Annotated in this window: 23 protein-coding genes and 1 pseudogene; 12 read left to right on the top strand and 12 right to left on the bottom strand. The window is 73.5% G+C overall.

What is annotated here, in order from left to right:
- Positions 1 to 23: 23 nt before the first annotated feature.
- Both ABT154_RS08245 and ABT154_RS08240 read right to left on the bottom strand, forming a co-directional pair.
- Complete coding sequence (locus tag ABT154_RS08245) at positions 24 to 1319, bottom strand: chloride channel protein (protein ID WP_502969465.1); 1296 nt, start codon at positions 1317 to 1319, stop codon at positions 24 to 26.
- Positions 1320 to 1383: 64 nt separating this feature from the next.
- Positions 1384 to 1578, bottom strand: coding sequence for a hypothetical protein (locus ABT154_RS08240; protein WP_351854435.1), 195 nt, complete (start codon positions 1576 to 1578; stop codon positions 1384 to 1386).
- A 345-nt stretch (positions 1579 to 1923) separates the two neighbouring features.
- Between ABT154_RS08240 and ABT154_RS08235 the strand changes: the two genes are divergently transcribed.
- From ABT154_RS08235 to ABT154_RS08220, 4 genes and pseudogenes are all read left to right on the top strand, one after another.
- On the top strand, positions 1924 to 2568 hold the full coding sequence (locus tag ABT154_RS08235) for a GAP family protein (protein WP_351854433.1): 645 nt from the start codon (positions 1924 to 1926) through the stop codon (positions 2566 to 2568).
- A 201-nt stretch (positions 2569 to 2769) separates the two neighbouring features.
- Positions 2770 to 2844: pseudogene (locus ABT154_RS08230) on the top strand (flavodoxin family protein); the annotation flags it as partial.
- A gap of 56 nt (positions 2845 to 2900) precedes the next feature.
- Entirely contained in the window at positions 2901 to 4175 is a 1275-nt protein-coding gene (locus ABT154_RS08225; protein WP_351854430.1) for a VWA domain-containing protein, read from the top strand.
- Complete coding sequence (locus ABT154_RS08220) at positions 4175 to 5014, top strand: hypothetical protein (protein ID WP_351854427.1); 840 nt, start codon at positions 4175 to 4177, stop codon at positions 5012 to 5014. The genes ABT154_RS08225 and ABT154_RS08220 overlap by 1 nt, the downstream gene beginning before the upstream one ends.
- A 106-nt stretch (positions 5015 to 5120) precedes the next feature.
- Here the strand turns inward: ABT154_RS08220 and ABT154_RS08215 are convergent, their stop codons facing one another.
- Positions 5121 to 6365 (bottom strand): MFS transporter, encoded by a 1245-nt coding sequence (locus ABT154_RS08215; protein WP_351854425.1) that lies wholly within the window; start codon positions 6363 to 6365, stop codon positions 5121 to 5123.
- A gap of 63 nt (positions 6366 to 6428) precedes the next feature.
- On the opposite strand from ABT154_RS08215, the gene ABT154_RS08210 reads away from it, so the two are divergent.
- Positions 6429 to 6803 (top strand): MerR family transcriptional regulator, encoded by a 375-nt coding sequence (locus ABT154_RS08210; RefSeq protein ID WP_351854422.1) that lies wholly within the window; start codon positions 6429 to 6431, stop codon positions 6801 to 6803.
- A gap of 24 nt (positions 6804 to 6827) precedes the next feature.
- On the opposite strand, the gene ABT154_RS08205 is transcribed toward ABT154_RS08210, so the two are convergent.
- Both ABT154_RS08205 and ABT154_RS08200 read right to left on the bottom strand, forming a co-directional pair.
- The gene (locus tag ABT154_RS08205; RefSeq protein ID WP_351854419.1) at positions 6828 to 7307 is read right to left on the bottom strand and encodes a (2Fe-2S)-binding protein; all 480 of its coding nucleotides are present in this window, start codon (positions 7305 to 7307) and stop codon (positions 6828 to 6830) included.
- Between the two features lie 15 nt (positions 7308 to 7322).
- Positions 7323 to 9749 carry a molybdopterin cofactor-binding domain-containing protein gene (locus ABT154_RS08200; RefSeq protein ID WP_351854416.1) on the bottom strand — a complete coding sequence of 809 codons (2427 nt, stop codon included), beginning with the start codon at positions 9747 to 9749 and terminating at the stop codon, positions 7323 to 7325.
- 256 nt (positions 9750 to 10005) lie between these two features.
- Here ABT154_RS08200 and ABT154_RS08195 point away from each other — a divergent pair, with 256 nt between their 5' ends.
- Positions 10006 to 10659 carry a class I SAM-dependent methyltransferase gene (locus ABT154_RS08195; RefSeq protein WP_351854414.1) on the top strand — a complete coding sequence of 218 codons (654 nt, stop codon included), beginning with the start codon at positions 10006 to 10008 and terminating at the stop codon, positions 10657 to 10659.
- Positions 10660 to 10707: 48 nt separating this feature from the next.
- On the opposite strand, the gene ABT154_RS08190 is transcribed toward ABT154_RS08195, so the two are convergent.
- Positions 10708 to 11262, bottom strand: a complete 555-nt coding sequence (locus ABT154_RS08190) for a hypothetical protein (RefSeq protein ID WP_351854411.1) — start codon at positions 11260 to 11262, stop codon at positions 10708 to 10710.
- A 186-nt stretch (positions 11263 to 11448) separates the two neighbouring features.
- Between ABT154_RS08190 and ABT154_RS08185 the strand changes: the two genes are divergently transcribed.
- Together ABT154_RS08185 and ABT154_RS08180 are read left to right on the top strand one after the other, a co-directional pair.
- Complete coding sequence (locus ABT154_RS08185; RefSeq protein ID WP_351854410.1) at positions 11449 to 12261, top strand: type 1 glutamine amidotransferase; 813 nt, start codon at positions 11449 to 11451, stop codon at positions 12259 to 12261.
- A gap of 120 nt (positions 12262 to 12381) precedes the next feature.
- A complete protein-coding gene (locus tag ABT154_RS08180; protein WP_073902499.1) occupies positions 12382 to 12819 on the top strand; it encodes an OsmC family protein in 438 nt (145 codons plus the stop codon).
- A 33-nt stretch (positions 12820 to 12852) separates the two neighbouring features.
- Here the strand turns inward: ABT154_RS08180 and ABT154_RS08175 are convergent, their stop codons facing one another.
- From ABT154_RS08175 to ABT154_RS08165, 3 genes are all read right to left on the bottom strand, one after another.
- Positions 12853 to 13545: an RraA family protein gene (locus ABT154_RS08175; protein WP_351854407.1), complete on the bottom strand. Its 693-nt coding sequence runs from the start codon at positions 13543 to 13545 to the stop codon at positions 12853 to 12855.
- A gap of 562 nt (positions 13546 to 14107) precedes the next feature.
- Positions 14108 to 15550, bottom strand: coding sequence for a carboxylesterase/lipase family protein (locus ABT154_RS08170; protein WP_351854404.1), 1443 nt, complete (start codon positions 15548 to 15550; stop codon positions 14108 to 14110).
- Positions 15551 to 15590: 40 nt separating this feature from the next.
- A complete protein-coding gene (locus ABT154_RS08165; RefSeq protein ID WP_351854401.1) occupies positions 15591 to 16841 on the bottom strand; it encodes an MFS transporter in 1251 nt (416 codons plus the stop codon).
- A 137-nt stretch (positions 16842 to 16978) separates the two neighbouring features.
- Between ABT154_RS08165 and ABT154_RS08160 the strand changes: the two genes are divergently transcribed.
- A complete protein-coding gene (locus ABT154_RS08160) occupies positions 16979 to 17938 on the top strand; it encodes a LysR family transcriptional regulator (RefSeq protein WP_351854398.1) in 960 nt (319 codons plus the stop codon).
- 104 nt (positions 17939 to 18042) lie between these two features.
- Positions 18043 to 18405: a hypothetical protein gene (locus tag ABT154_RS08155; RefSeq protein ID WP_351854396.1), complete on the top strand. Its 363-nt coding sequence runs from the start codon at positions 18043 to 18045 to the stop codon at positions 18403 to 18405.
- A gap of 55 nt (positions 18406 to 18460) precedes the next feature.
- Here the strand turns inward: ABT154_RS08155 and ABT154_RS08150 are convergent, their stop codons facing one another.
- Positions 18461 to 18832, bottom strand: a complete 372-nt coding sequence (locus ABT154_RS08150; RefSeq protein ID WP_351854394.1) for a cupin domain-containing protein — start codon at positions 18830 to 18832, stop codon at positions 18461 to 18463.
- A gap of 383 nt (positions 18833 to 19215) precedes the next feature.
- Here ABT154_RS08150 and ABT154_RS08145 point away from each other — a divergent pair, with 383 nt between their 5' ends.
- A complete protein-coding gene (locus tag ABT154_RS08145) occupies positions 19216 to 19575 on the top strand; it encodes an SPW repeat protein (protein WP_351854391.1) in 360 nt (119 codons plus the stop codon).
- A gap of 190 nt (positions 19576 to 19765) precedes the next feature.
- Positions 19766 to 20122: a DUF805 domain-containing protein gene (locus tag ABT154_RS08140; protein WP_351854388.1), complete on the top strand. Its 357-nt coding sequence runs from the start codon at positions 19766 to 19768 to the stop codon at positions 20120 to 20122.
- A gap of 461 nt (positions 20123 to 20583) precedes the next feature.
- Here ABT154_RS08140 and ABT154_RS08135 read toward each other — a convergent pair whose 3' ends face one another.
- Both ABT154_RS08135 and ABT154_RS08130 read right to left on the bottom strand, forming a co-directional pair.
- A complete protein-coding gene (locus ABT154_RS08135; RefSeq protein ID WP_351854385.1) occupies positions 20584 to 21522 on the bottom strand; it encodes a carbohydrate kinase family protein in 939 nt (312 codons plus the stop codon).
- 79 nt (positions 21523 to 21601) lie between these two features.
- A complete protein-coding gene (locus ABT154_RS08130; RefSeq protein ID WP_351854383.1) occupies positions 21602 to 22132 on the bottom strand; it encodes a GNAT family N-acetyltransferase in 531 nt (176 codons plus the stop codon).
- Positions 22133 to 22166: the final 34 nt, after the last annotated feature.

The following is a 22166-nucleotide window of genomic DNA, read 5'->3' as shown; positions in this document are numbered from 1 at the left end:
ATGGCCGGCCGAGGCGCGCTCCTTCAGGTGTGTGTCCGGCCCGTCGAGGCCGGATCCATCGGCGTGCCGAGGGTCGGCGGGCCGGCCGGAGGCGGCGTCAGCCTGAGCGTGGCGACGTACGCGACCACGACCGAGACGATCACCACGGGCATGACGGTAAGTCCGTGCGACCCCAGCAGCAGCGTGGCCAGCAGCACCGAAGTCAACGGAAGCCTGAGCATCGCCGCCGACATGGCCCCGATGCCCATCGCCAGTCCGGGCGTGATGTCCAGCCCGGGAAGGTGGGAGAGCGCGATCCCGCCTGCTGCGCCGAGGAACATCGCGGGGAAGATCGGGCCGCCCCGGAAGGCGCTCAGTGAGGCGCAGTAGGCCAGCGCCTTGCACGCGACGAGCAAGGTCAGGGCGCCCACGGAGTAGTCGGCGCTGTCGGTGAGCAGCGGTCCCAGGGCATCCTGCCCGGAGTACAGCACGTCGGTCGCTGACTTGCCGGTGCCTTCGGCGTAGGCGATGGCAAGCGCAGCGACCAGCAGGCCCAGCACCACGGTGGCCCGGATCCTGCGTTCCTCGACATGCCGCTGCAGCCACAGGGCGCCCCGTCGGAGGGCGGTGCCGAGGAGCGCGGCCGCGAGCCCGATGACAAGTGCCCAGGCGAATTCGGAGACGTCCGGGGCGTCGGCGTGGGGCACGTCCGGCAGTGCCAGGGAGTATGTGCCGAGGCCGGTCCAGCTGTCGAGGCCGATGAAGATGAGCGCACCGACGCCGGAGGCGAGCAGCCCCGGCAGGAGCACCAGCCCGAGCATCGGCCCGCCGAGCCCTGTGGCCTCCATCAGGAGGAACGCACCGAGCAGGGGCGAACCGAGCAGCGTACTGATGGCCGCGAAACTGCCGGCTGCGCCGGTCACCTGCGCCGCCTGCTTCGGAATGTCCCTCTTGACCAACCGCACGACCCAGATGGCCAGCCCACTGCCCAGCGCGATGAGCGGTGCCTCCGGGCCGAGGACAGCCCCGAGGGCGAGCGTTGCCAGAGCCGCGAGGAAGATACCGGGAAGCTCGCTCGCCGTAGGGGCGCCGGTGGCGGCCAGACCTTCGGCCGGCCGATGGCCGCCTGCACCGGGGAGGTAGCGGATGGTCGCCCCCACCAGCAGGCCGGCAACGCCGAGCAGTGGCAGCGGCCACCACGGCGGGGTCCTTTCGAACCCCAGCCCCTTCGGCAGATGGGTGTAGGTCAGCGACTGGAGTTCGGAGATCAGGGCGAGAAAGCCGTAGGCCGCCGCGGAGATCGGCACCCCGAGAACTGCCGCGAAGACCAACAGCCTCACGTAATCCTTGCTCCTGACCAGAGCGAACGGGTCCCGAGGAGGGCTCCCGGCCGTGCTGGGTGAACTATCGACCGACAAGCGTCTCGCCTCCTTGGCGCCGGGTCTCCTCGACCAGGACGAGCAACGGGCCGACCAGGGCGAGCGCCTCGGCCTTCAGTCGGGAGTACGGGCCGCGGGTGATCGCGTAGGTCTGCCGGACGATCAGGCCACTCACCGGCAACAGACCGACAGCCGGGCCCGGAGCCGTACCACTGTCCACGCGCCGATCCATCGGCAGCAGCCAGTACGCCCACACCGGGCAAGAAGCGGTCAGCGACGGACCCAGCATGAGCCTGCGCCTCCTGTGGCGGAAGAGCCCCGAGAACTCCGACTTATCGGCCACCTTGCAGGGCGGTCGCGGCTTCGCCCGCCAAGACACGCCCACCCGACTCCGCATGCGTTTCCAAACGGACCGGCAGGGCTTCATGGGCGTGGCCTGCTTGACCCGTCAGGTCGCCGCATGCACAGTCTGGATGCGGCGCCGTAGCAGCGCCGCATCCCCTCGCCGACCGGTGCCCAGTCCATGGGTGGCGGACAGCCCTGACGCTCAGGAGCGACTGGTCCGATGGTGCTCGACCTGGTGGTGATCGGTACGGCCATCACCCTGGGGCCTCTGCACAACAGCGCCTTCATCCTGCTGCTCTCATCGCGACGCGGCGTCCGTCAGGGCCTGGCGTTCCTGTTGTCGTGGCTGGCCAACCTGATCGCCGTGATCGCCGTCGTGGTGCTGCTGACCGGCGGACAGCCCCCGGCCCGCCACAGCGCGCCCTCGACCGCCGCGATCGCCGCGAAACTCGCCATCGGCCTGGCGCTGGTGCTGTATGGCGCGCACCGGCAGCGCAGGCCGCCCCGCCCGCACGGCCCACCGCGCTGGACCGCCCGGATCGACAACGCCTCCTGGGTCACGGCAGCCGGCCTGGCGTGGTTGCTGCAGCCCTGGGGACTGGTCGGCGCCGGCGCCGCGACGGCGCTCGAGGCGAACCTCTCCACCTCGGGCGACTGGTTCGCGCTGACCGGCTACTGCCTGCTGGCCACCCTCAGCCTCATCGTCATGGAGATGTACGTGGTCTGGGCACCCGCGGCCGCGGAAGCCCGGCTGAACGCGCTGCGAAGCTGGCTGGAACAACACCAGGAGCAGCTGATCGTCACGCTCTCCCTGCTCGCCGGCCTGTGGGTGACGGGCGCGAGCATCTACCAACTGGTCACCTGACGCGGGCGGCCCCGGCTGCGATCGGCACCCTCGTCCGGCTCGACAGTGATCGACAGGGAACCCTCCGCGGTTCTGTGGGCGAGTCTCGTCCCGACCGACGCTACGAGCGCCACCTGCCCGCCGCGCGGCGAGTCCGCCGAACGAGTGGGACGGACGGAAAGTGCGGTCCCGACCCGCGAACCGCACATCCAGGCCGGACAGCTGAACGACGCGGGGCAGTACGCGTACTACGGCCGGTCCTGCGGGTGTCTGATCACCGGCGACGAGGACGGTGTGACCTCTCACCCCACCCCGGTTTTGGTTTGTCGGACGATCATCAATACGATCCGGCGATGATCACGAGAAAACGGCTGGCGACCGGGGCCTGCGCGCTGCTCGCCGCCCTGAGCGTCGCGCTCCTGCCGACGAGCGCGACCGCCGACGAGCCGGTGGCGAAGGAATCCCCCAAGGTCGAGCTGGTCCTCGACGTGAGCGGCTCCATGCGGGCCAAGGACATCGACGGCAAATCCCGGATGGCCGCGGCCAAGCAGGCCTTCAACGAGGTCCTCGACGCGGTGCCCGAGGAGGTGCAGCTCGGCATCCGTACGCTGGGCGCCGACTACCCGGGGCAGGACCGGAAGCGGGGCTGCAAGGACACCCGTCAGCTGTACCCGGTGGGGCCGCTGAACCGCACCGAGGCCAAGACCGCCGTCGCGACCCTCGCCCCGACGGGCTGGACCCCGATCGGTCCGGCGCTGCTGGGCGCGGCGCAGGACCTGGAGGGCGGTGACGCCACCCGCCGGATCGTGCTCATCACGGACGGCGAGGACACCTGCGCCCCGCTCGACCCCTGCCAGGTGGCACGGGAGATCGCGGCGAAGGGCATCCACCTCGTCATCGACACCCTGGGCCTGGTACCGGACGCCAAGACCCGGGCGCAGCTGACCTGCATCGCGGAGGCGACCGGAGGCACGTACACCTCGGTCCACCGCACCGAGGACCTGTCCCGCCGGGTGCGTCAGCTCGTCGACCGTGCCGCCGACCCGGTCGTCACCCCGGTGGCCACCGACGGTGCGGCGCGGTGCGTCGACGCGCCGCAGCTCAAGCCCGGTCTGTACACCGACCGTGAGTCCTTCGGCCAGCACCGCTGGTACCGGGTGGACCTGCTGCCCGGTCAGGAACTGCGCGCCTCCGTCAGCGTCTCGGCCGACCGTGCCGTCAACAACGACTACGGGGTGCTGCTGCGCGCGGTCACCCTGCACGGGCGGGAGATCGTCCGCGGCTCCGAGGCCGGTGACGGGCGCACCGACGTGATATCGACGGGGCTGCGCTATCCGAAGCCGGACCTCGACGACGGGCCCGGGGACGCCAAGCCGGCGGCGGAGACGGTCTGTCTCCAGGTCAGCAACTCGTTCTCGGCGCCCGCGTCGGTCAAGACGACGCCGGGCATGCCGATCGAGCTGACGGTGGACGTCGTCGACGGGCCCTCGGCCGCGTCGGACGTCGCGTCCTTCGGTCTCGGCCGCGGCTGGTGGCTGCTCGGCGGGCTGATCGTCGCCGGCTTCCTCGCCGGTCTGATCTGGGGCTGGCTGTCCCGCTGGCGCCTCGCGGTCTGGAGGACCCACTGATGCGTACCGTACGCACCCTCGCCACGGCCGCGCTCACGGGCGCGGCACTGCTCGGCCTCGCCGCTCCGGCGGCCCTGGCCGACTCCCCCTCCGCCACGGCGGACCCGAGCGCGGACACCGGTTCGACGGCCGGGCCGACCGAGGCCGGCACCACCTTCCGTACCGCCGCGCGCTTCCTCCCGGGCCAGCAGGCCACGGCGCAGGCGGCCACGGGTGACTACCTGTACTGGGTGTTCCCCGCGGACACCGGGCAGCGGCCGACGGTCAACGCGACCGTGACACTGCCTGACGCGGCCCTGCGGCACGGTTCCGCGACCTGGCGGGTCGACGTGTACGACGGGCTCCGGCGGCGCCAGCCGTGCATGTACGGGACCCAGTCGCGTACGGCCGCCAAGGACGCCACGACCGTGGAGCTCGCCTGTGTGCTGCGGCCGGTGCGTGCCTCGGCCGACGCCTGGGCGAACGACCCGCTGCCCGGCAGCTACTACGTGCGGCTGACCGTGAGCACACTGCCGGACGACGACCTCGGGCAGCCGTTCACCGCGAGGATCGGGGTGAACACCCTCGACAAGGGCGGCGCCTACGCCACGGACGGGTCCCTCGCCGCCCCGCTGGTGCCCGGGGCGACCACCGCCGAACTGGCGGAGGCCGAGACCGACGCCGGCCGGAAGACGGCCGTCGAGGCGGCGGCCCCGGAGGACGGCTGGTCCTCCGGCTGGTGGTCGGACCGCTGGCTGTGGACCGCCGCGGGCGGTGTGCTCGCGGCGCTCGCGGGCATCGGCGGGTACGTGCTGACACGGGGCGCGGGGCGCCCGCCCCGGGTGCCGCCGACGGCCTGACCGGCACCGTGTGACCCCCGTCCCGGCCCCGGCCCACGGACGGCGGACGGCCCCCACCGCCTCGGCGCGGTGGGGGCCTTCGTGCGTTCCGGACACGGCCCGGGGCTCACCGGCGGGCGGGGAAGCCGTGGGCGCGGGCCCCGGCCACGAGCGCGACGACCGGCACGAGGAGCACGAGCACGCTCCAGGGCAGGGCGCCTGCGCCGAGGCCGCCGAGCAGGAGGCCGCCGGCGATGCCACCGGCTGCCATCGCCGCGTTCCAGAGGCTGACCAGCATGGTCTGCGCGGTGTCGGCGTGGGCGCCGCCCGCGTCGGCGACGGCCGTCTGGAGCAGGGTGGGCGCACCGCCCCAGCCGAAGCCCCAGAGGGCGGCGGCGATCAGGACGAGTGCGGTACTTGCGGCGGGTACGGCGAGCGCGGCTGCCGCCACGGCGACGAGGATCGTCCCGGCGAGGGTCAGGGCCCGGAGCCGGGTGTCGATGTGCCGGCCGGTGAACCAGATCCCGGCGAGCGAGGCGGCGCCGAAGACCAGCAGGACGAGGCCGGTGGATCCGGCCAGGCCGAGGTGCGCCAGATAGGCGGCGACGTAGGTGTAGAGCACGGTGTGGGCCAGGACGAGGGTGAAGGTGACGGCCAGGACGGGGAGGACGCCGGGCACCTTGAGGGTCCGGGCGACGGGGGCGCGCCCGCCGCGTTCCACCCCGGGCAGGTCGGGGACGGCGAGGGCGATCCAGCCGAGCAGCCCGACGGCGATCACGGTCATGGCGGTGAAGGCGACGCGCCAGCCCACGGCCTCGGCGAGGAAGGTGCCGGCCGGGACGCCGAGCGAGAGCGCGAGCGGGATGCCGGTCATGGCGACGGCGACGGCCCGGCCCTGGAGGTGCGGCGGGGCGATGCGGCGGGCGTAGCCGGCGAGCAGGGCCCAGGCGACGCCCGCCGCGACGCCGGCGAGGAACCGGGCGCCCATGGTGAGGGCGTACGAGCCGGAGACGGCCGTGACGGTGTTGGCGGCGGCGAATCCGGCGACCGAGGCGAGCAGCAGCCGCTTGCGGCGCCAGCCGGCGGTGCGGGCGGCCAGCGGGACGGCGGTGAGGGCGGTGCCGAGGGCGTAGACGGTGACGGCCTGGCCCGCGGCGGCCTCGCCGACGCCGAGGTCGGCGCTCAGGGCGGGCAGGACGCCGGCGGGCAGGGTCTCGGTGAGGCTGGTGACGAAGACGGCGGTGGCGAGGGCGAGCAGGGCGGCGAGCGGAAGCCGTTCGGAGGACTGCGGGGTGCCGGAGGCCGGGGATGCGGGGGCAGGGGAGGTGGAGGTGACGTCGGAACGGGCCGACGCCGTCGTGTTGTTGGCCATGGCCCTATGCTCGAACCCTCACATCGATGTGAAGGTCAAGCGAGTCCCGGGAGGGGGCGTCCCATGCGGATCGGGGAACTGTCGGAGCGCACCGGAACACCACGCCGACTGCTGCGCTACTACGAGGAGCAGGGTCTCATCGTCGCGGACCGGCAGCCGAACGGCTACCGGGTCTACGACGGTTCGAACGTGGACCGCGTGATGCAGATCCGGGGCCTGCTGGACGCGGGCCTGCCGACTCGGATCATCAAGCAGATCCTGCCCTGTCTGAACAAGCCCAGGATCATCCACTTCCCGGACGCCACACCGGAGATGCTGGCCACCCTGGAGGACGAGCGGGACCGGATGACCGAACGGATCCGCTGCCTCACCCGCAACCGGGACGCGGTGGCGGAGTACCTGGACACGGTACGGGAAGAACTGACCGCACCGGCCTGAAGTTCCCCGGCCCGACGCCTCCGGTCAGGGCATGCGGCGGGCTCCCTCCAGCACCGCCCGGCGGATGCGGTCGTAGGTGCCGCAGCGGCAGATGTTGCGGATGGTGTCGAGGTCGGCCTCGGCGATCTCGCGGCCGGCCTCCCGGGCCCGGCGGACCTCGGCCACCGCGGTCATGATCTGGCCCGGCTGGCAGTAGCCGCACTGGGCGACGTCGAGGTCGAGCCAGGCCTCCTGCATCGGGTGGAGCTCGCGCCCGACGGTGTCCGGGAGGCCCTCGATGGTGGTGATCTCGTCGGTCGGGGCGAGCTGTTCGACGGGAACGGCGCAGGGAGTGATCGCCTTGCCGTTGAGGTGGCTGGTGCAGGCCCGGCAGACGCCGACCCCGCAGCCGTACTTGGGTCCGGTGACGCCGAGGACGTCCCGGAGGACCCAGAGCAGCCGGACGTCGCCCTCGACATCGGCGGTGACGGCCTTGCCGTTCAGGATGAAGGTGTGCTGCGGCACGGGGACTCCAGGTCTCTACAGCGCGCGGTCGCGGCCGTCGGTGGGCGAGGCAGGGACGGGCGGGACCGTCGGCAGGGGGGTGAAGGCGAGCGGCTCGGCGTGGTTGACGGGGAAGACCGTCGGCATCTTTCCGGTGGCCCGGCCGTACGCGCAGGCGACGGCGGCCATGGCGCCGGCCACCGCGAGTTCGCCCGCGCCGCCCGGCTTGTCGCCGGTCGGAGGCATCACGATGATCTCCAGCTCGGGCGGGGTGTTCCACTGCCGGGTGTAGAAGTACTGGTCCCAGCTGCCTTCGAGGAAGTGCCCGTCCTGCAGGTGGAGGCCGGACGTCAGCGTGATCGCGATGCCGTCGGCGATGCCGCCCATCATCTGGGCCTCCAGACCGCGCGGGTTGACGGCGAGGCCGACGTCGACGGCGCAGACCACCTTGGTCACACGCGGGCCGGTGTACGCGCCGGGAATCTTCCGCCCGGTGGTCTCCGGGCGGCAGTCGATCTCGGCCAGGATCGCCACGGCGGAGTGGTACTCGGTGTGGACCGCGATGCCCTGCCCGGTACCGGCCGGCATGCTCCGGCCCCACTCCCCCACCTCGGCGACCTTGTCCAGGACGGCGCGGGCCCGCGCGTCCTTGAGGATCCGGCGCCGCATCGCGTACCGGTCCTGCCCCGTCCGCCCGGCCAGTTCGTCGATGACGAGTTCCTGCGCGCAGCGGACGTTGGGCGAGTAGATGTTGCGCATGGAGCCGGTGTTGAAGCCCTTGTCCGTCTCGGCGAGCAGCTGGGTGGTGACGCCGAGGTGGTAGGGGCTGATCTGGGTGAGCTGGAACATCGTCTCGGAGAAGGTGAGGTCGGCGACGGGCAGCCGGGCCGCCTCCGCCGTGAGGACCTCGCCGATGCCGTGCCCGAAGTCGGTGGCCACGGAGGTGTGCCGCTGCTCGTACGTCAGGACCTCGCCGAGCGCGTACGTGGCGCGGACCCGGGAGGTGGACATCGGGTGCGTACGGCCCTGGCGGAAGTCGTCGGTGCGGTGCCACATGAGCTTCACGGGCTTGCCCATGGCCCGGGAGATCTCGGCGGCCTCGTGGGCCGCGTCGTGGAAGAGCTTGCGGCCGAAGGAGCCGCCGCCCTCGGTGACATGGACGCGCACGGCGGGGACCGGCAGGCCGAGCTTCAGGGCGATCTCCTCCTGGGCGACGATCGGGGCCTTGAGCGAGGCCCAGATCTCCGCGGAGTCCGCCCGGACGTCCGCGACGGCGCAGTTGGTCTCCAGGGCGGCGTTGCTGGCGAAGTGGAAGGTGAAGCGGGCGTCGACCGCCTTGGTGAGGAGGGGCAGCGGCGGGACCACCAGGGGGAGTTCGGCGCGCCGGAGCTTCTCCAGGACGGTGGCGTCGGAGGCGCCCTCGGCGGTGCCCGGCCCCCAGTCGACCCGGAGGGCGCGCACGGCGTCGACGCACTGGCCGAAGGTGCGTCCGCGCACGGCGATCCCGGTGGAGACGGTCACCACGTCGGTGATGCCGGGCAGCACCCGGACCTCCGCCAGGTTGGCGACGGAGCGGACGGTGCCGTTGATGGTCGGCGGGCGGCAGACCATGGTGGGCAGGGCGTCCGGGACCTGGAGGTCCATGGCGAACTTCTTGCGGCCGGTGACCGCTTCGAGGGCGTCCACCCGGCGCTGCCCGGTGCCGATGACACGGAAGTCGGCGCGGTCCTTCAGCTCCACGTGCACCGCCGTGTCGGTGAGGGCGGCGGCCTTCGCGGCGAGTTCGCCGTAGCCGAGCAGGGCCCCGGCCGACGAGACGACCGCGCCCGCCTTGGTGGTGAGCGTCCCGACGGCCTCCCCGAGGACGAGGGAGGCGGCCTGGAGGAGTCGGCCGCGGGCGACGGCGGCGGCGACCCGGATGGGGGTGTACGTGGAGTACGTGGTGTTGGAGCCGCCGGTGAGCTGGTTGAAGAGCAGCTCGGGCCGGGCGTCGGCGAGGGTGACCTTCACCTTGTCGAGCGGCAGGTCGAGCTCCTCCGCGACGATCATCGCGCTGGAGGTGGTGACGCCCTGGCCGACCTCGGCGCGCGGCAGCGCGAAGTGGGCGGTGCCGTCGGCGTCGAGACGGATGGTGATCAGGCTGCTGGTGGGCAGAGCGGCGACGGTGAGCAGCTCGTTGAGGTCGAGGAGTTCGGCCGGTCCCGGCAGCGAGGGGATGAGCGCCGGGGCCGTCGCGGCGGCCTCCCGGGGCGCGAGGGCCCCGGCGCCGAGCTGGGCGGCGACGGTGAGGGTGGGGGCGGCGAGGACGTACCCGAGGAAGCGGCGGCGGCCGATGCCGGGCGCGCCGCCGCTCTCGGCGCCGTCGGCGGTGCCGGTGCCGTCCGTGGACGCGCGGTGCGACGCGCCCGCGTCCCCCGTGCCGCTCGTGGGGTGCTCGTCCCGCACGGGGTGCCGCCTCGCCATTCGGTGCCCTTCGTCATGGCCCGGGGCTGCGCGCCGGGGCCTCATCGGATGCGCTGATCATCGCTCATGCGGGTGAGCCGGCGGGGCCGTTCGACCTGGTTGATTGTCAGGGCTAGGTCAAATATTCCGGCTCCGACCGACACCGCGGGGGGGGGCGAGGCCCACGCCGCAGGGTTCGGCCAGGTGGTGGGGTCCGGCCGCCGCCTTGGCGTACGGCCATCGCCGTGGCGTACCGCCATCGCCGTAGGGTGCCGCCATGACCGAAGCCGCGCACATCACCGCCACCCGCCGCTCGTACGACACCGTCGCAGTCGCCTACCAGCGGCTGCTGGGCGACCAGCTGGACGAGACCCCGCTCGACCGGGCGATGCTGGCCGGCTTCGTGGCGGAGGTCGAGGCATCCGGAGGCCCCCGTACGGTGGGCGATCTCGGCTGCGGCACCGGCCGGGTCACCTCCCACCTGCGGGAACTCGGCGCGGACGTGTTCGGCGTGGACCTTTCGCCGGGGATGATCGAGGTGGCCCGGCAGACGTATCCGGGGCTGCGCTTCGAGGTGGGGTCGATGACCGCGCTCGACCTGCCGGACGCCTCGCTCGGCGGAGTGCTCTCCTGGTACTCGACGGTGCACATGCCGGAATCCGAACTCGCTTCCTCCTTCGCCGAGTTCCGGCGAGTGCTCGCGCCCGGCGGCCTCGCCCTGGTCGCCTTCAAGGTGGGGAACGAGCGGGTGCGCCTGGAGCGGGCCTACGGCCACGAGGTCGCGCTCGACGTGTACCGCTGGTCCCCGGACCGGATGGCGGGACTCCTCGCCGACGCGGGCCTCGCCGAATCGGCCCGGCTGGTGCGCGCACCGCACCCCGAGGAGAAGACCCCGCAGGCCTTTCTCGTGGCACGCAGGCCGCGTGACTGAGTACGGGTCCCGTCCCCGGCTGCGGCTTCGCGGATGGCGGGCGCCCCGCTACGGGCGGGGCTTCGCCGAACGACGCAAGGGCTCCGCGACGGTCACCATCCAGCGCGGCACCGGGGCGACCACGGAACGCCCCCGGGGGGACGGGCCGTACGCCGGGGACCCGGACCGCACGGGGGTGCCGGACGCCGCCCTGGCCCCGGCCGGTCGCCGGAGGCGGAGACCGGGGAGGGGACGGGGCCGCGGGCGGCGCGGGATGCCGGCGTGCGGCTGAGCGACCTGGTGCGGCTGGGACCGTCGGCGCGGCCTCGCGACGGGCTTCAGCCTGGCGACCGGCCTCAGCGTGGCGGCGGACCTCAGCCGGGTGCCCTGGCCCCGGCGCCCGCCGGCCGTCCGCAGCCGGGCGCCCGTGCGGAGTTGGGCGCGGGAGATCCGGGCGCGCTGGCCGCCACCCGCGATCAGGGCATTGACGGAGGCCATCGGGTCGCCCCCCGCCGACCGGACGAGCAGGGCCCCGAGCACCAGCGGGCCGACGGCCACCGCGAGGGCGGTGCCCGCGTCGGTGACGTGCTGGAGCGGGCGGTTGCGCCGGGTGTCGGAGGTCATGGTGACAGTCCAGCAGTACCGGGCCGGCCCCGTATCGGTCGACGTACTCAGCCTTACGGACCCGGGTACTCAGCTGTGATCACTCCGCGTCCTCCCAAGGGTTCCCGGGCGGGCGCCCTTCGGCGATCCTCGGGGCGGCGGGCATGACGAGGTGCCCCCGGGACAGGAGTGGGAGGCGGGACGACCGTGACGACCGGAAGCCGCGCGGCTGCGGACAGGCGAATCGACGTTCTGGTGGTGCAGCACGAGGAGGAGGCCGGGCCCGGTCTCGTCGGTGAGCGACTCGTGGGCGCGGGCCTGCGGCTCGACGTGGTGCGCGCCTGGCGGGGCGAGGCACTGCCGGCCGACCTGCGGGGCCACGCGGGGCTGCTCGTGCTCGGCGGCTCCGTCAACTGCGAGGACGACGAGGCCGCCCCATGGCTTCCTGCGGTCCGCACACTCGTCCGCGAGGCGGTGGCCGGGGGGATGCCGCTGCTCGGGATATGCCTGGGCGGGCAGATCGTCGCCCACGCCCTGGGCGGCTCGGTCACGACCCGCTCCGGGGGCCCCGAGGTGGGCGCCGTCCCGCTGCGAAGGCTGCCTGCCGCCGGGCGGGACCCGGTCCTCGGGGGCGTACCGGACGGCGCGCTCGCCGCCCAGTGGCACTGGGACGAGGTCGACCGGCTGCCGCCGGGCGCCGTACCCCTCCTGACGGGTGACGACTGCCCGTACCAGGCGTTCCGGGTCGGGGACGCGGGGTGGGCGGTGCAGTTCCATCCGGAGGTCTGCGCGGACGCGGTCGCGGAATGGGCCGCGGAGGACGGCGCGCGCCTCCGCGCGGTGGGCGGCGACCCGGAGGCGGCGGTGAGGACCGTACGGGAGGCGGAGCCCGGACTGCGCGCGGTCTGGGGCGCGGTGTCGGAGGCGTGGGGCGCGGTGGTACGGGCGCACGCGGGCGGATCCGGCACCGCGCCGCACCCGGATACACGCCCCGACGGGCCCGTCGCGCCGGTGCGCTGACGACCGCCACCGGTCGGCGGTGGTCGGCGCGTCCGCTTGGCCGGGCGGGGGTGGTGGGGTTGCGTGGGCGGGCGACCGTACCGTACGGGGACGCATTCCAGAACGAAGGAGACCGACTCCATGGCCGACTACCGGATCGAGACCGTCCGCACCGGGTACCGGAACTGGACCGCCCGCAACGACCGGGGCGCGGAGGTCCGGATGGCCGCCGCCGACGACGCGGACGCACAGCCCTCCTTCACCCCCGTCGAGTTGCTGCTCGCGGCGATGGGCGGCTGCGGCGGGCTCGTCGTGGACCGGACCGCGCGGGCCGTGGACCACGACGACCTGAAGATCGTCGTCGAGTCGGTCTCGGGTCCCGAGGACGACGGCCGGGTGGGGCGGATCCGGGTCAGCTACGAGTTCGAGCTTCCGGACAACAACCCCAAGGCGGCCGAGGTGTTCGCCCGCGGGGTGCGGCTCACGCACGAGAAGTTCTGCACGGTGAGCCGGACCGTGGAGCACGGCGCGCGCGTGGAGGCGATCCTGCCGGACGGCACGGTCGGCTTCGAGGGCTGAACCCGGCCGGTGCCGGTGCGCGGCGCACGGGGCTCACTCCTCGATCGCGCCGCCGATCCGACGCAGATGGTGGCGGAAGGTGTACGAGGGGTCCTCGGCGCGGCCGGCCAGATAGGCGTCGAAGCGGGTCTGGGCGCGCAGGGACTCCCCCGCCCTGATGCGGCGGGCCTGCTCGCGCTCCGTACGGAAGAGGGCGCGGGCGGCGTCCAGGACGTCGGCCGCGCGGGCGGCGGGCACGAAGAGCACGCCGTCGTCGTCCGCGAACACGATGTCGGCGCCGGTCACCTCGTGCCCGCCGAAGCGCGCGGTGCGCAGCGCGTCCGGGGCCCGGGGGTCGAGCCGGACGGGGCCGGGCGCGTGGCGGCCGTACGAGAAGACGGGCAGCCCGATCTCGACGAGGTCCGGGGTGTCGCGGTGCAGGCCCCAGACGACGACTCCGGCGACGCCCGCCGCCCGGGCCTCCAGGACCGCGAGGTCGCCGATGCAGGCCTCGTCGCGGCGGCCGGCGTTGTCGATGACGAGGATGTCGCCGGGCTCGGCGTGGATGAACGCCTCCAGGAAGACGTCGACGCTCCCGTGGTGCCGCACGGGAAGCGCCCGGCCGGCGACGCGCTTGCCGTCCACGACGGGCATGATGCCGACGGGCGCGGCCCGCAGGGGTTCCCCGAGACGCACACAGGCGTCCGCGACGAGGGGCGTGGAGAGCTCGGCGAAGTCCTTCAGCATCGGGCGTTCCGTTCCGTGACGGGTGCGGTACCGGGGCTGCGCGATGCTATCGGGCGGAAGGGGAAGGCGGGACGGGCGCGTCGCCAGACCGACGGCCCGAGGGGCGGTCGGTCGACGGAACCCGCGGGCCGCGTCAGGCGGACGCACCCGCGGGCTCGCCACACCGACCGACCCTCAGACCGGTCAGGCCGGTCAGGCCGGTCAGGCCGGTCAGGCCGGTCAGGCCGCGGTCCCACGGGCTCGTCACACCGACCGCCCCGCCGCCACCGCAGCACAGGGCGCCTGTCCCCACAGGCCCCCGGCCACGGGCGTACCCCACTGGGCGCGTCCCCATCGGGGACAGCCCAGCGGGGCACGGACGGGCGCTCCCGGGCCGCCCGTCCGAGGAGGCCGGGGCGCGGGCCGCGGGTTCGGGACCGCCGGTCCCGTGCCGCCGAGACACCGGCCGTCCTTCCCCGCCCCACCCCGCCCTGCCCCGTCCCCCCTCCCCGACGGCCGCTCCCCCGCGGCCGCCATCGGGACGGTCCTCGGGCTCGGTCGAGCCGGAGGACGCGTACCCGGCTCAGTCGAGCCAGAGGGCGCGCACCCGGCTCAGGGAGTCCAGGGCGACGCGGGGCTCGGTGTCCCAGATCTTCGTGGCGCGGTCCTTCACCGTGTAGCGGGGCCAGTCGGCGCCCGGGTCCTGGTGCGTGACGAAGGCGACCCAGGCCCGGTGCAGGGCGTCGGCCAGCTCGCGCGGCGGCGCCTCGCCCGCGACGTCCGCGACGCCCTCGGCGTCGAGGAGGTCGAAGGCGAAGGGCAGGTCGAGGCAGTGGAAGGAGAGGCCGAGGACCGGCGAGCGCCAGGTGAACTCGTACAGCCAGGTGGGCCGTTCGCGCGCGGCGCGGGCGTCCGCGACGGCGAGGTTCGGGGCGCGGAACATGGAGTCGGTGAGCGCCTGGCCGAAGAGCAGCTCCGGGCCGCCCTCCGCGTACGCCTCGGTGAGGGCCTCGGTCCTGGCGGGGTCGAGTCCGAGGCCGCCGAGCAGGACGGGCAGCGGCGGGCCCTCCGGTCCGGGCGCGGGGATCATCGCGAACTCCTGCTCGGTGAATCCGAGCATCAGCGGCACGTCCGCACCCGCCTCGCCCGTCGTCAGCGCCTCCTGCGCGGGGACCGGGATCAGCTCGCCGTCGGCGAAGGGCGCGAGGCACAGCATCGGCGGGAGTTCGCCGCGGTCCGGGCCCGGCTCCGCCATGAGGTCCTGGATGTCCAGGATCTGGTCGTCGCTCAGGTCGCGGAGGGCGGCGGCGGTGGCCGGGAGGCCGGTGCGGGAGGTGAGGAGCCGGGAGGCAGCGCGGGCGATCTCGGGGCCGTCGGGGCGAGGGATGGCGCCCGAGACGGAGAGGGCGCCGCGGAACAGGCCCCGGGCGCTGGGGACGGAGAGCAGCGTCTGTACGGCGCCGCCGCCGGCCGACTGCCCGGCGATGGTCACCTTGGCGGGGTCGCCGCCGAAGGCCGCTATGTTGTCCCGCACCCACTCCAGGGCGGCGATCCAGTCCCGTACGCCCCGGTTGTCGGGGGCGTCCTCCAGGTGCAGGAAGCCCTCGATGCCGAGCCGGTAGCCCAGGGAGACCAGGATGACGCCGTCCCGGTTGAAGGCGGCGCCGTCGTACCACGGGCTGGCGGCCGAGCCGGCGACGTAGCCGCCGCCGTGGATCCAGACGAGGACGGGCAGGGCTGCCGCCGGGTCGGTGGCGGGGGTGAAGACGTTGAGGTTGAGGACTCCGGCGCCCGGGATGGACGGCTCGGGGATGGTGGTGACCTCGGAGAAGGGGCGGCGCTGTGCCGTCGGCCCGTACGCGGTGGCGTCGAGCGGCTCCGACCACGGCTCGGGCGGTACGGGGGCGGCGAAGCGCAGGTCACCCACGGGCGGCTGCGCGTAGGGAATGCCCAGGAACCGGTGGCTGCCGTCGGCGCGGCGCTCGCCGCGGACGGGCCCGCGGGTGGTGGTGACGGTGGTGCTCATGGGGTGCTGCTCCTTCTGCGCGGGGCACAGGGCCGGACGATCAGCCTGTCACCGACGACTTACACGTGTCAATCTCCGATGGTGTGCGCCCCGCCGCCCAGGGCAGGAGCAGCGGGGTCGCGAGCAGCAGGACGCCGGCCACGCCGAGGGCCGCCCGGGGGCCGATGACGGAGGCGAGGGCCCCGCCCAGCGCGGTCATCGCCGCGATGGAGGTCTTCGTGCTCACCGACCAGGCGGTCAGGGTGCGGGCCACACGGCCGGTGACCGTCACTTCCAGGCGGTGGGCGGCGAGCACCGGGGTGAACACGGCCGCGCAGCCGATCAGCGCGAACTCGATGCCGATCACGAGCAGCAGCCCCGTCACGCCGGGGTGGATGAAGACGAGACCCACGGGCCAGCAGGCCCGCAGCGCTCCCGAGACCAGCAGGACCCGGCGCTGCCCGAAGCGCACGACGAGCGGCCGGGCGAGCCGGGAGCCGATGAGCCCGGCGGCGCACGGCACCGCGAAGGCGAGCCCGTACTGCCAGGGGCTGAAGCCGAGGGGACCGAGCATGAGGACGGCGAGGAGCGGGGCCGTGGCCATGATCAGGCCGTTGACCACGAGTGTGTTGACGAAGAGGGGGCGCAGTACGGGGTGGGCGAGGATCCCCCGCCATCCTTCGAGGAGGTCGCCCGCGCTCAGCCGGGTGCCCGTCCCGCCCTCGGGCCGTTCCTCCCGCGTCCCGATCGCGCGGATGCCGGCCGCCGAGAGCAGATAGCTCAGGGCGTCGGCCACCACCGTCGCCACCGGGCCGAGCACCGCGAGGAGCGCGCCGCCGAGCGGTGGCCCGATCACGGTCGCGGTCCAGGTCGTCGACTCGAAGCGGGCCTGGGCGACGAGCAGGTCCTCGGGGCGGACGAGCGCCTTGAGGAAGGCTCCGGAGGCCGCGCCGAAGGTGATGTCGGCCGCGGCGACGAGGACGGAGACCACCAGGAGCTGGGCGAAGCCGAGCCCGCCGAAGGCGTAGGCGACGGCGACGCTCAGCAGGGCGGCACAGCGCACCAGGTCCATCGCGATCATGACGGGCCGCTTGCGGCGGAACTCCACCCAGGGGCCGAGCGGTACGGCGACGGCGGCGCCGACGGCCGCGCCGACCGCGGCGAGGGCGGCCACCGCGGCGGTGCCCTCGTGGAGGACGGTGATCGCGAGCAGGGGGAAGGCGTTGAAGGCGACCCAGGTGCCCATGGTGCTTCCCGCGTAGGCGGCCCACAGCCACCCGTAGTCCCGCCCCAGGGACACCCCTCGCCGCATACCCGTACACCTCTCGCCGCCCGTCCGCGCCGACCGCACCGGGACCGCCGCCATCCAAGCGAGCGGGGGGAGTCCGGATCAAACAACCGGGTGTCGCGCGCACCACAACCGACGGTTGTCGGCCTACGCTGCGCGCCGTGGATCTCGAAGCCGTACGCACCTTTCTCGCCGTCGTCGACTCGGGCCGGTTCCGGCGGGCCGCCGACGACCTGTCCGTCACCCAGCAGGCCGTCTCGAAGCGGGTCGCCGCACTGGAGAAGGAGTTGGGGGTACGTCTGTTCGCCCGTACCGGCCGGGGCGCGGAGGTGACGGTCGACGGGCGGGCGTTCCTGCCGCACGCGCGCGCCCTGCTCGACGCCGAGGCGCGGGCGCTCGCCTCCGTGCGTCCGGGGCGGCGCGCGCTGCGGGTGGACGTGATCGGCCGCCGGCTGGCACCGGCGGCGCTGCTGCGCGATTTCCACCGGGCGCACCCGGAGGTGGAACTGGACGTGGTGACCCTCTTCGACTCCGACGCGGCCGTCGCGGCACTCCGGGCGGGCACGGTCGACGCGTCGTTCCGTGCGGTCACCATGCCGGGCCGGCGGCTTCCCGAGGGGATCGGGGCGCTTCCGGTCCTGGACGAGCCGATGCAGCTCCTGACGGGTCCTGAGCACCCGCTCGCGGAGGCGGGCGAGGTGACCCCGGCGGAGCTGGTGGGGCACCGGATCTGGGTTCCGGGAGTGGTCGGCGGAACGGAGTGGGCCGCCTACTACGCCGACCTCGCCGCCGCGTTCGGGCTCAGCATCGAGGTGACGGGGCCGGACTTCGGCACCGAACCGCTGTTCGACAAGGTGGCGACCTCCCCCGGCCTGGCGACCTTCGTCGGCGAGTGGACCCGGCTGGTCTGGCCCGAGGGCCACGGCCTGCGCCGTGTCGCCGTGCACGGCCCGACCCCGGTCTACCCGCACTCGCTGCTCTGGGCCGTGGACAATCCCCATCCCGCGCTGCTCGCCCTGCGCGACCGCCTCGGCGCCTCCCCCGAGGCACCGGACCTCACGCGCCCGGACCCCGGGATCTGGGCGCCCGCCTGGTCACGGCCCCCGAAGGGACGGTTCTAGGAGGTGTCGTGTCGAAACCGTCGCGAGCCCCGTCGGGGCGGGCGGTCCGCCCTAGAATCGGGGAGGCCGTTCGGAGCGGCGGGTCCAGGGGAAGGCGGCCGGTGATGGGGTGGGGCGGGATCCTGATGGGGGCGTTCATCGGGCTGTCCGGCGTGGGACTCATGACGGCCGGGGTGGTCTGGAAGGGGCGCGCGGCGCGGCCGTTCGCCGCCTCCCGGGCGCGCACCATGGCGCAGCGGGAGTACGCCCGCAACCTGCAGCGGGCGGCCGACCAGGTCATCTCGGTGGCCCGCAGGTCCGCCGGGGAGGGCGAACCGGCGATCGTCACCGTCGAGGCCGTGGTGCGGATGACGCGGGAGCGATACGGGTACGCCGAGGTGGAGCGACCGCACGCGGCGGCGGCGCTGCGGCGCCGGTTCGAGCACTGGCGGTGCGCGACCGACTGCGTCACCGACGCCTACGGGTGAACGCCCGCTCCTGGCACGGGCGTTCCCCGGTCCTGCCGGTAGGGCGTGTGAAGCGTCAGGAGCCCTGGGGTTTGGCGTAGTCGCCGAAGCCCGTCCAGTCGACGGCCACGCAGGCCTCGTCGCCCACTACCCAGGCGTCGTGCCCGGGGGTGACCTCCATGTAGTCGCCGGCGCCGAACTCGGCCGACTCGCCGTCGTCCATGACGACCTTCATCCGGCCGCTGACGACGTATCCGACGTGGGAGGCCTGGCAGCTGCCGGTGCCCGCGATGGGCTTGACGTGCTGGGACCACTTCCAGCCGGGTTCGAACACGGCGCGGCCGACCGGGCCGCGTCCGCTGGTGAGCAGGTCGACCCTGCCCTTGCCGTCCTCGAAGGGGCGGGTCTCGTCCGCTGCGTCGAAGCTTCTTCGTACGATGCCGGCCATCATCCGCTCCCGGCGGTGAAGAGTCGGACCCCGAGTCCACCTCCAGGCTACGCCGGAGACGCGCCGGGCACCCGGCATACGGGCGCCTGGCACACCGACGCGACGAGTGGTTCGCGTTTGAATTGAATTTTTGTTGAACGGGATCTTCCTTTGGTGGTTCCCTGCATATGCGCGACTCAAATTCTGTGCGGTTCCCTTATGGGGCAGACCTACACATAAAGGCCAGATAAGAGCACAATGAAGCAGCGGCCCCATTCGCCGCAAGTGCGGTCAGACGTGCATGACGCCAGAAGGAGGCGAGTCGTATGGCCGACGTCTCTCACCGTCCTGGTGATATCGCGGGACACCCCGATGCGCCGGAAATGCGGGACCGATATGCCCGTATGCTCCAGACCCGAGGTGTCACGGCGGTCGAGGAACTCGTGATCCTCGCCGGCATCTACGCCGCGATCTCCGCGTGGACGGTGCACTTCTCCGCCGCCCGCCCCGAACTCGCCATCACCAACCTGGTCGTCGGCATCGCCCTCGCGGGCCTCGGCCTGTGCATGTCGATGGCGCCGGAGCGGTCGCAGGACCTGAACTTCGTCGTACTGCTGCTGGGCGCGTGGCTGATCGTCGCCCCGTGGGTGGTCTCGCGGAACCCCGACACGGGCACGATCCTCAGCAATGTGATCACCGGCGCGTGCGTCTGCCTGTTCTCCCTCACGGCCGGCGGACTGCTGATGACCAAGAGAAGGACGTGACGTTCTGATCCTCTCCCCGAACGGCGGCACCTCCCTCACCGGAGGCGCCGCCGTTCACGTTCCCCAGCGCCGGAACGGCCACTACCCGGTAACGAATTGACCCATGTGGTTTCAGCCACCTAAGTTCTGCGTAAAGCTTGCTCCACAGGGACAGGCTCCCGCTCTCATACCCAGTCCTTGGGGGGACAAAGTGAACTGGTACCTCGACGTTCTCAAGAAGTACGCCGTGTTCAACGGACGCGCCCGTCGCCAGGAATTCTGGATGTTCTTCCTGTTCAACGTGATCGCGGCAATCATCATCATGGTCGTCGACATGGCGATCGGCACCTACCCGCTGCTGTACGTGGTCTACTTCCTGGCCATCCTCCTGCCGGGCCTGGGCGTGACGGTCCGCCGCCTGCACGACACCGGCCGCTCGGGCTGGTGGATCCTCATCGACCTGATCCCGCTGGTCGGCGCCATCATCCTGATCGTCTTCCTCGCCACCGAGGGCGACCAGCACGAGAACGCCCACGGCCCGAACCCGAAGCTGGCCCCGGCCTACTGACGTTCCCGTCGTCGCACCGGCTGCTTTCCCGCCGGTCCCATCGGCACGCAGGCCTCCGGAAGGAACTCCTTCCGGAGGCCTTTTCGCATGCGGGGACCGCACCGGGCCTCGCACGACCACGTCGGACCGCATCGGACCGCATAGAGCCGGTACGGCGCGTTCGCCCGCGCCGCCTTGTGCGGGATGGCGCACGGCCGGCCTCCGGGACCGCGCCCAGCCTCGCCGCAACGGCACCGACGAGGGGCGGTACCACCGGTGAACCGGCACATCCACGACTACCGCGAGAGCGATCTCGCGGCCGTCGTGGATCTGATCGTCCTTCGAGCGGGACCTGCTCTCCGTCGGCGGGCGCGCCGGTGACGGCCCGATCCCCGGGGCGAGCACGGTGGACTACCTGGAGGCCATCGCCGAGTGCCGGCCGACGGTGACGCCGGAGATGGTCGAGCAGTTCGCCTCCGACATCACCACTCACGCCCGGACCTGACCGGGAACTCCGGCCCGGACGCGTCCAGTTCGGACCGGTCGGGCGGGAGGGCGCCCGCCCGCGAGACGGTGACGGCCGCCGCCGCTCCCGCTCTCCGCAGCAGTTCCGCGAGGTGCTCGGCGCCGAGGGCGCCGAGGGCCTCCCGCCCCCGTCCGGCGAGGGTGTCCAGGACGGCGGACATGAACGAGTCGCCGGCCCCGACGGTGTCGACGACGGTGACCGGGGGCGCCCCGGCGGCGACCGTGTGGTGCCGGGTGAGGGCGAGGGAGCCGGCCGCGCCCCGGGTGACCAGGACGAGGGCCGGACCGAGGGCCAGCCAGCGGGCGGCGACCTCCTGCGGGTCCTCGCCCGGGTACAGCCAGGCCAGGTCCTCGTCGCTCGCCTTGACGAGATCGGCGAGGGCGACGCAGCGCTCGACGCGGGCGACGGCCGCCGTCCGCTCGCCCATCAGCCGGGGCCGTACGTTGGGGTCGTAGCTGACTGTGGCCCGGTCCCGCAGCCGGTCGGCCTCCGCGAGGACGGTGTCCGCGCCGGGGGCGACGACGGCGGCGATCGAGCCGATGTGCACATGGGCGGGAGCGGGCGACGCCGCCGCTCCGGCCGACAGGGTCCAGGCGATGTCGAAGGTGTACGCGGCCCGACCGTACGCGTCGAGCCCGACGACCGCCGACGGGGTGCGGGCGGGTGTGCCGCCGACCTCCACCCGTACGCCCGCGCCCGTGAGGTGGTCCGCGATCAGCCGTCCGTGGGAGTCGTCGGCGAGCTGCGTGAGCAGGGTCACGTCCCGGCCGAGGCGGGCGAGGCCGTAGGCGACGTTGGCGGGGCTGCCGCCCGGGTGGACCCGGTCGGCGGCGCCGGAGCCCGGCGGCGCCGGCACGATGTCGGCGACGCACTCGCCGATCACCAGGAAGGACATGGGTCAGAGCTCCTTGGCATAGGTGTCCCGGCAGCCGGCCCGGCCCCGAGGGCGTTCGGGGCGACGCGGGTCGGCCGGGTCAGCTTCGGCGCCGGTAGAGGACCTGGTGGGCCTCGAACTCGACGAAGGACGAGACATGCGTCATCCCGACGTCCTCCAGGAGGCGCCGGGAGCGGTGGTTCGCCTGCTGGGTCAGCGCGACCACACTGGGGGTCTCGCGGAGCGTGATGTCGAGGACGGCCGCGACGGCCTCCCGTGCGTAGCCCCTGCCCCAGTGCTCGGGCAGGAACTGGTACGAGATCTCCGTCTCCCCGTCCCGTGCCGCGGGCTCCACCGTCACCAGCCCGAGCAGCACACCGTCGGTCGCCCGCACGACCGCGTGCACGCCCGGCGCGCCCACCACGCGCCGCTGCCGGATCCGCACGACGTGCTCGGTGACCGGCCCGCCCAGATGCCGCCTGACCTGGGGGTCCGTCCACAGCCGGGTCACGGCGGGAACGTCGCCCGCACGCACGGGCCGCAGCAGCAGCCGCTCGGTTGCCAGGGGAAGCGGCGAGGAGGGGACGGGCGGCGAGGCCGTGCCGGGGGCCGGGGTCGAGGAGGCGGGCATGGGTCCGATCATCTCAGCCCGGCGGGGTGCCGGG

This window comes from Streptomyces sp. NPDC001728 (assembly GCF_040297565.1).
In the GTDB taxonomy this organism is placed as follows: Bacteria; Actinomycetota; Actinomycetes; order Streptomycetales; family Streptomycetaceae; genus Streptomyces.
Note: the sequence above shows the minus strand (reverse complement) of the source record. Positions and strands in the feature narration are given on the sequence as shown.

What these genes read in the sequence shown, in the direction of transcription:
- ABT154_RS08235 (WP_351854433.1), top strand. Translation starts at nt 1,924, where the DNA reads ATGGTGCTCGACCTGGTGGTGATCGGTACGGCCATCACCCTGGGGCCT.
- ABT154_RS08225 (WP_351854430.1), top strand. Translation starts at nt 2,901, where the DNA reads ATGATCACGAGAAAACGGCTGGCGACCGGGGCCTGCGCGCTGCTCGCC.
- ABT154_RS08220 (WP_351854427.1), top strand. Translation starts at nt 4,175, where the DNA reads ATGCGTACCGTACGCACCCTCGCCACGGCCGCGCTCACGGGCGCGGCA.
- ABT154_RS08215 (WP_351854425.1), bottom strand. Translation starts at nt 6,365, where the DNA reads ATGGCCAACAACACGACGGCGTCGGCCCGTTCCGACGTCACCTCCACC.
- ABT154_RS08210 (WP_351854422.1), top strand. Translation starts at nt 6,429, where the DNA reads ATGCGGATCGGGGAACTGTCGGAGCGCACCGGAACACCACGCCGACTG.
- ABT154_RS08200 (WP_351854416.1), bottom strand. Translation starts at nt 9,749, where the DNA reads ATGGCGAGGCGGCACCCCGTGCGGGACGAGCACCCCACGAGCGGCACG.
- ABT154_RS08195 (WP_351854414.1), top strand. Translation starts at nt 10,006, where the DNA reads ATGACCGAAGCCGCGCACATCACCGCCACCCGCCGCTCGTACGACACC.
- ABT154_RS08190 (WP_351854411.1), bottom strand. Translation starts at nt 11,262, where the DNA reads ATGACCTCCGACACCCGGCGCAACCGCCCGCTCCAGCACGTCACCGAC.
- ABT154_RS08180 (WP_073902499.1), top strand. Translation starts at nt 12,382, where the DNA reads ATGGCCGACTACCGGATCGAGACCGTCCGCACCGGGTACCGGAACTGG.
- ABT154_RS08175 (WP_351854407.1), bottom strand. Translation starts at nt 13,545, where the DNA reads ATGCTGAAGGACTTCGCCGAGCTCTCCACGCCCCTCGTCGCGGACGCC.
- ABT154_RS08170 (WP_351854404.1), bottom strand. Translation starts at nt 15,550, where the DNA reads ATGAGCACCACCGTCACCACCACCCGCGGGCCCGTCCGCGGCGAGCGC.
- ABT154_RS08165 (WP_351854401.1), bottom strand. Translation starts at nt 16,841, where the DNA reads ATGCGGCGAGGGGTGTCCCTGGGGCGGGACTACGGGTGGCTGTGGGCC.
- ABT154_RS08155 (WP_351854396.1), top strand. Translation starts at nt 18,043, where the DNA reads ATGGGGTGGGGCGGGATCCTGATGGGGGCGTTCATCGGGCTGTCCGGC.
- ABT154_RS08150 (WP_351854394.1), bottom strand. Translation starts at nt 18,832, where the DNA reads ATGGCCGGCATCGTACGAAGAAGCTTCGACGCAGCGGACGAGACCCGC.
- ABT154_RS08145 (WP_351854391.1), top strand. Translation starts at nt 19,216, where the DNA reads ATGCTCCAGACCCGAGGTGTCACGGCGGTCGAGGAACTCGTGATCCTC.
- ABT154_RS08135 (WP_351854385.1), bottom strand. Translation starts at nt 21,522, where the DNA reads ATGTCCTTCCTGGTGATCGGCGAGTGCGTCGCCGACATCGTGCCGGCG.
- ABT154_RS08130 (WP_351854383.1), bottom strand. Translation starts at nt 22,132, where the DNA reads ATGCCCGCCTCCTCGACCCCGGCCCCCGGCACGGCCTCGCCGCCCGTC.